Raw genomic sequence first — 6051 nt, forward strand, 5'->3', positions numbered from 1 at the left:
CGCTTGCCCGCGATCTCGAAACTGGCCTGGGTCCGGGTCGATGCCTCGAAGAACATGTTGATCTGGGTCAGCCCGGCCAGCACGTCGGAATGTTTCGACGCGCCCCGGCTGAGATCGACATATCGATCGGCAAGATCCAGGATGGTGCGGATATCGTCTGCCTCCAGCGGCTCGATGCCCAGAAGGTGGCGGAAACGGAACGTCATGGGGCCCCCGACCTGATCGCCCCGCTTATAGAAAGCGCGCCTGTCCCCGGCAAGGGACGCGATGGCCATTGCCGCCGCCCCGGTCGCGCCCTAGCATTGCGCTATGGATTCCGGGATCGACCCCCACACCGCGCTGGCGCTGCTGGAATGGCAGATCGAACTGGGCGCGACCGAGGCGATCGGCGAGACGCCGGTCAACCGCTACGAGGCCGCGCCCGTCGTGCCCGTGGCCGTTGCGCTGCAGACCCCCAGGCCCGCCATGCCGGTTGCGCCCGCGCCCGAGGCCGATCCGGTCCTTGTTGCCCGCGCGGCGGCCGCCGGTGCCGCGGACCGTGACGGGCTGCGCGCGGCCCTTGCCGCCTATGAGCATTGCGAGTTGAAGAAGGGCGCGAAATCGCTGGTCTTTTCCGACGGCAACCCGGCCGCCCGCGTCATGGTCATCGGCGAGGCGCCGGGCCGGGACGAGGATATCCAGGGCAAGCCCTTTGTCGGCGCGGCCGGGATATTTCTGGACCGGATGTTCGCCTGCATCGGCCTTGACCGCGCCGCTGCCGAGCCCGCCCGCGCGCTTTACATCACGAATGTCCTGCCCTGGCGCCCGCCGCAGAACCGCGACCCCGAGCCGCAGGAGGTGGCGATGATGCTGCCCTTCCTGGAACGCCATGTGGCGCTGATCGACCCGCAGGTTCTGGTGCTGATGGGCAACCATTCCTGCGGCGCTCTGCTGGGCCGCAAGGGCATCACCCGGTTGCGCGGGCATTGGGCGCAGGCGCTTGGCCGGCCGGTGCTGCCGATGTTCCACCCGGCCTATCTGCTGCGCAATCCGATTGCGAAACGCGAAGCCTGGCACGACCTTCTGATGCTTCAGGCCCGTCTGAGGGAGACCGCATGAAGATACTGGCCTTTTCCGACCTCCATATCTCGGAGGACGCAGCTGCCGCGCTGGTCGCCGCCTCGTCCGGGGCTGACCTGGTGATCGGCGCGGGCGATTTCTGCAACCGCCGCGAAGGTCTGGATCAGGCCATGGCAATGATCGAGGGGATCGCCGTGCCCTTTGTCATGGTGCCCGGGAATTGCGAAAGTGCGGACGAACTGCATGCGGCAGCGCCTGCCGGGGCGCATGTGCTGCATGGCGAGGGGGTCGAGGTCGGCGGGCTGAGGCTGTTCGGGCTGGGCTATGGCGTGCCGGTCACGCCCTTCGGCGACTGGTCCTGCGACCTGACCGAGGAGGCGGCGGCAGGGCTTCTGGCCCCGTGCGAGGCCGCGGATGTGATGGTGTTCCACTCGCCGCCCAAGGGTATCGCCGATGTCACAGGGGGATGGTTCTCGGTCGGCTCGACCGCGATCCGCGATGCCATCGCCCGGGTGCAGCCACAGCTTGCGGTCTGCGGGCATATCCACGATTGCTGGGGGCGCGAGGGCATGATCGGCGCGACGCGCGTGGTCAACCTTGGCCCCGGGGTCAACTGGTTCGAGATCGGAGCCCGGCCATGAGCCACGGCACAGAGACCAAAGATTTCATCCCCGTGCGCATCGCCGTGCTGACCGTGTCCGACACCCGCACCCTTGCCGAAGACCGCTCGGGCCAGACGCTGGTCGATCGGATCGAGGCCGCGGGCCATGTCCTTGCCGCCCGCGCGATCCTGCCCGATGAACGCGACCAGATCGCCGCGCAACTGCGCGACTGGTGCACCGATCCGGGCGTGGACGTCGTGATTTCCACCGGCGGCACGGGGCTGACCGGCCGTGATGTCACGGTCGAGGCGCATCGCGACGTCTATGAAAAGGAGATCGAGGCATTCGCCACGATCTTCACCATCGTTTCGATGCAGAAGGTCGGCACCTCGGCGGTCCAAAGCCGCGCGACCGGGGGTGTGGCGAACGGCACCTATCTGTTCGCGCTGCCCGGCAGCCCCGGCGCCTGCAAGGACGCCTGGGACGAGATCCTTGTCCACCAGTTCGACTATCGCCACCGGCCCTGCAATTTTGTCCAGATTTTTCCCCGGCTCGACGAACACCGGCGACGGAAATAGATACATCGCGCGTAACGCATATGTGTTGGGTGCCGGGTCCGGCAGGCGCTGTTGCTGCGGCACGGGCGCGGGTTGACCGGCCGGGAAAGGACGTTGGCAGATGAGATTTCTCCGCCGCAGCCTTGTTGGGCTGTTCCTTGTCGCCCTGACCTTCGGGCTGCTGGCCTGGGCCGGACACATGGTCAGTTCGGCCATTCAGGCCCGCCTTGCCGATCAGCCCGGTCAGGGCCCCGCCCGCGAGCGTGTCTTCGCGGCGAATGTCGTGACCGTGACGCCCGAGACCATATCGCCGGTGCTGACCGCCTTTGGCGAGGTGCGCGCGCGCCGCACCCTTGATCTGCGCGCCGAGGCGGGCGGCCGGGTAGTGGAGCTTCATCCCGCGTTCGAGGAAGGCGGCCGCGTCAAGGCAGGCGAGCTGATCCTGCGGGTGGACCCCTCGAATACCCAATGGGCGCGCGATTTGGCGCAGTCCGACCTGACCGCTGCCGAGGCCGATCTGCGCGATGCCGAGCGCAAGCTGATCCTCGCGCGCGAGGAACTGGCCGCGACCGAGGAGCAGGCCCGGCTGCGCGCGCAGGCGCTGGCCCGCCAGCAGGACCTGCGCAGCCGTGGCGTGGGCACCGATGCCGCCGTCGAGGATGCTGCGCTGGCCGCCTCTGCCGCCGCACAGGCCGTGGTCGCGCGTCGGCAGGCCGAGGCGCAGGCCGAGGCCGCGGTGGAAACCGCGCATAACGCGCTGGTCCGGGCGCGCATCCGGCTGGCGGAGGCCGAGCGCGCGCTGGCCGATACCGAGCTTTACGCGGCCTTCTCGGGAACGCTGGCCGAGGTGTCGCTGGTCGAGGGCGGGCTGGTCGCGCCGAACGAACGGGTAGCGCAACTGATCGACCCCTCCACGCTCGAGGTCGCGTTCCGCGTCTCGACCGCGCAATACCCCCGACTGCTGGACGACAAGGGCGCGCTGCGCCCCGCCCCGGTGACCGCGGTGCTGGACGTGTTCGGCGCCGATCTGACCGTTGCGGGCCAGCTGATCCGCGAAAGCGGCGCGGTTGCGCAGGGTCAGGCCGGGCGGCTGCTGTTTGCACAGCTCGACAACGCGCCGGGCTTGCGGCCGGGCGATTTTGTCACCGTGCATCTTCAGGAGCCGCCGCTTGAGCGCGTCGCGCGCCTGCCTGCGACCGCGCTGGATGCGGCGTCGCAGGTGCTGGCTCTGGGCGAGGATGACCGGCTGGAGGCCGTTCAGGTCGAGTTGTTGCGCCGTCAGGGGGACGACGTGATCGTGCGCGCCGCGGGTCTTGCGGGGCGCGAGGTCGTGGCCGAGCGCACGCCGCTTCTGAGCGCGGGGATCCGGGTGCGGCCGCTGCGCCCCGGTGCCGAGGCTGCCGGAGACATCCCCGAAACGGTCGAGCTGTCGGCCGAACGCCGCGCCGCGCTGATCGCCTTTGTCGAGTCCAACCCGATGATGCCCGACGAGGCCAAGGCCCGGGTGCGCGCGCAGCTTGAACAGGACCTTGTGCCCGTCCGGGTGGTCGAGCGGCTTGAATCCCGGATGGGGGGCTAGGCCATGACGCGCCCGATTCCCAGCGCGGTCGGCGGGGTCCTGTCCTATTTCACCCGCCACCGTACCGCCGCGAACCTGTTTCTTGTCATGCTGATCGTCGCGGGGCTGGCCGCGGCGCCGCGGATGCGGGCGCAGTTCTTCCCCGATGTGGTGATCGACAGCGTCACCGTGACCGTGCAATGGGAAGGCGCGGGCGCCGAGGATGTGGATACCGGCATCGTCCAGGTGCTGGAGCCCGTGCTGATCGCGCTTGACGGGATCGAGAAAAGCTCGTCGCGCGCGACCGAAGGCTCGGCCTTCATCACGCTGGATTTCGAACCGGGCTGGGACATGTCGCGCGCCGCCGACGATGTGCAGACAGCGGTCGATTCCGTGCGCACGCTTCCCGCCGAGGCCGAGGTGCCCGAGGTGCGCCGCGGGTCATGGCGCGATCAGGTGACCGATGTCGTCCTGTCCGGACCCGTCCCGGTGGACCAGTTGGGCCGGCTTGCCGACGAACTGGTGGCCCGGCTGTTCGCGGCCGGGGTCACGCGCACCACGCTGCGCGGGCTGGCTGCGCCCGAAACCGTGGTCGAGGTGCCTTCGGCGGAACTGATCCGGCATGACATCACGATGGCCCAGATCGCCCAGGTCATCGCCGCCGAGGCCGCGACCGCGCCTGCGGGCGATGTGTCGGGCGGCACCGCGCGGGTGCGCACCGGTGCCGAAAAGCGCAGCGCCGAGCAGATCGGAGCGCTGGTGCTGCGTTCGAACGCGGATGGCTCGACGCTGCGCATAAGCGATGTCGCCACCGTCCGGGTCGAGGGCGTCAACCGCCAGCGAGCCTATTTCGTGGGCGATCAACCCGCCATCACGATCCGGGTGGACCGCTCGGACCGGGGCGACGCGATCGAGTTGCAGCGCCGGGTCGAGGCCGTGGCGGCAGAGTTGCGCACCACCCTGCCCGAAGGCGTCTCGGTCGAGCTGATCCGCACCCGCGCCGAATACATTTCGGGCCGACTCGAGATCCTGCTGAACAACGGTCTGATGGGGCTTGGCCTGGTTCTGGTCCTGCTCTTCCTGTTCCTGAACGCGCGCACCGCGTTCTGGGTGGCGGCCGGCATTCCGGTGGCGATGCTGGCGACGGTCGCGCTGATGTATGCCTTCGGGCTGACCATCAACATGATCTCGCTGTTCGCGCTGATCATCACGCTGGGCATCGTGGTGGACGATGCCATCGTGGTCGGCGAACACGCCGATTTCCGCGCGCGCCGGCTGGGTGAGGGGCCCATCGAGGCCGCCGAGAATGCTGCCCGGCGGATGGCCGCGCCGGTTTTCTCGGCCACGCTGACCACGATCATCGCCTTCCTCGCGCTGGTGGTGATCGGGGGGCGCTTCGGCCACATGATCGCCGACATCCCCTTTACCGTGATCGCGGTGCTTGTGGCCTCGCTGGTGGAATGTTTCCTGATCCTGCCGCATCACATGGCGCATGCGCTGGCCCATACGGCAAAGGAACATTGGTATGACGCCCCCTCGCGCGCCTTCAACCGCGGTTTCCGCCGGGTGCGCGACCGGCTGTTCCGGCCCTTCATGGTCCTGGTGATCCGGGCACGTTACCCGGTGCTGGCGCTGACGGTGCTGCTGCTGGCCAGCCAGGTGGCGCTGCTGATCCGGGGCGATGTGTCCTGGCGGTTCTTCAACGCGCCCGAGCAAAGTTCGGTCACCGGCAATTTCGCGATGTTGCCCGGCGCCAGCCGCGAGGACACGCTGGAAATGATGCGCGAGATGCAGCGCGCCGCCCAGGCCGTCGCGGCCCGCTACGAGGCCGAGCATGGCCGCAACCCGGTCGATTACGCCATCGCCGGGATCGGCGGCAATGCCGGGCGCGGGATGGCAGGGGCCGATGTCAAGGATACCGACCTCTTGGGCTCGATCGCCATCGAGCTGATCGACCCGGATCTGCGGTCCTATTCCTCGTTCCAGTTCGTTGCCGATCTTCAGGACGAGGTGCGCGAGCACCCGATGGCCGAGACTGTCAGCTTCCGCGGCTGGCGGTCGGGGCCCGGGGGCGATGCGTTGGACGTGCAGTTCTACGGCGCCGATGCCGCCACGCTCAAATCCGCGGCCGAGGCGCTGAAATCGGCCCTTGCCCAGTATGGCGAGGTTTCGGCGGTCGAGGACAGCATGGCCTATGACAAGGAGGAATTGCTGCTCGACCTGACCGCGCAGGGGGCTGCGCTGGGCTTCACCATCGAGGAACTGGGCCGGGTGC

At 68.7% G+C, this 6051-nt stretch carries 5 protein-coding genes and 1 pseudogene; 5 read left to right on the forward strand and 1 reads right to left on the reverse strand.

Going from position 1 to position 6051, the window contains the following annotated elements:
• Positions 1–206: pseudogene (pyrB, locus tag ENN83_RS14010) on the reverse strand (aspartate carbamoyltransferase catalytic subunit); the annotation flags it as partial.
• A gap of 103 nt (positions 207–309) precedes the next feature.
• On the opposite strand from pyrB, the gene ENN83_RS14015 reads away from it, so the two are divergent.
• The 5 genes from ENN83_RS14015 to ENN83_RS14035 form a co-directional block, all read left to right on the forward strand.
• Positions 310–1098 carry a uracil-DNA glycosylase gene (locus ENN83_RS14015; RefSeq protein WP_287187926.1) on the forward strand — a complete coding sequence of 263 codons (789 nt, stop codon included), beginning with the start codon at positions 310–312 and terminating at the stop codon, positions 1096–1098.
• Positions 1095–1700, forward strand: a complete 606-nt coding sequence (locus tag ENN83_RS14020) for a metallophosphoesterase family protein (RefSeq protein ID WP_287187928.1) — start codon at positions 1095–1097, stop codon at positions 1698–1700. The genes ENN83_RS14015 and ENN83_RS14020 overlap by 4 nt, the downstream gene beginning before the upstream one ends.
• Positions 1697–2239, forward strand: coding sequence for a molybdenum cofactor biosynthesis protein B (moaB, locus tag ENN83_RS14025; protein ID WP_287187930.1), 543 nt, complete (start codon positions 1697–1699; stop codon positions 2237–2239). The genes ENN83_RS14020 and moaB overlap by 4 nt, the downstream gene beginning before the upstream one ends.
• 100 nt (positions 2240–2339) lie before the next feature.
• The gene (locus ENN83_RS14030) at positions 2340–3797 is read left to right on the forward strand and encodes an efflux RND transporter periplasmic adaptor subunit (protein ID WP_287187932.1); all 1458 of its coding nucleotides are present in this window, start codon (positions 2340–2342) and stop codon (positions 3795–3797) included.
• 3 nt (positions 3798–3800) lie between these two features.
• Positions 3801–6051: efflux RND transporter permease subunit (locus tag ENN83_RS14035; protein ID WP_287187933.1), on the forward strand; the 2251-nt coding region annotated here is incomplete at its 3' end.

This window comes from Rhodovulum sp., from assembly GCF_011048875.1.
Classification (GTDB): Bacteria; Pseudomonadota; Alphaproteobacteria; order Rhodobacterales; family Rhodobacteraceae; genus Rhodovulum; species Rhodovulum tesquicola.

What these genes read in the sequence shown, in the direction of transcription:
- ENN83_RS14030 (WP_287187932.1), top strand. Translation starts at nt 2,340, where the DNA reads ATGAGATTTCTCCGCCGCAGCCTTGTTGGGCTGTTCCTTGTCGCCCTG.
- ENN83_RS14015 (WP_287187926.1), top strand. Translation starts at nt 310, where the DNA reads ATGGATTCCGGGATCGACCCCCACACCGCGCTGGCGCTGCTGGAATGG.
- ENN83_RS14020 (WP_287187928.1), top strand. Translation starts at nt 1,095, where the DNA reads ATGAAGATACTGGCCTTTTCCGACCTCCATATCTCGGAGGACGCAGCT.
- moaB (WP_287187930.1), top strand. Translation starts at nt 1,697, where the DNA reads ATGAGCCACGGCACAGAGACCAAAGATTTCATCCCCGTGCGCATCGCC.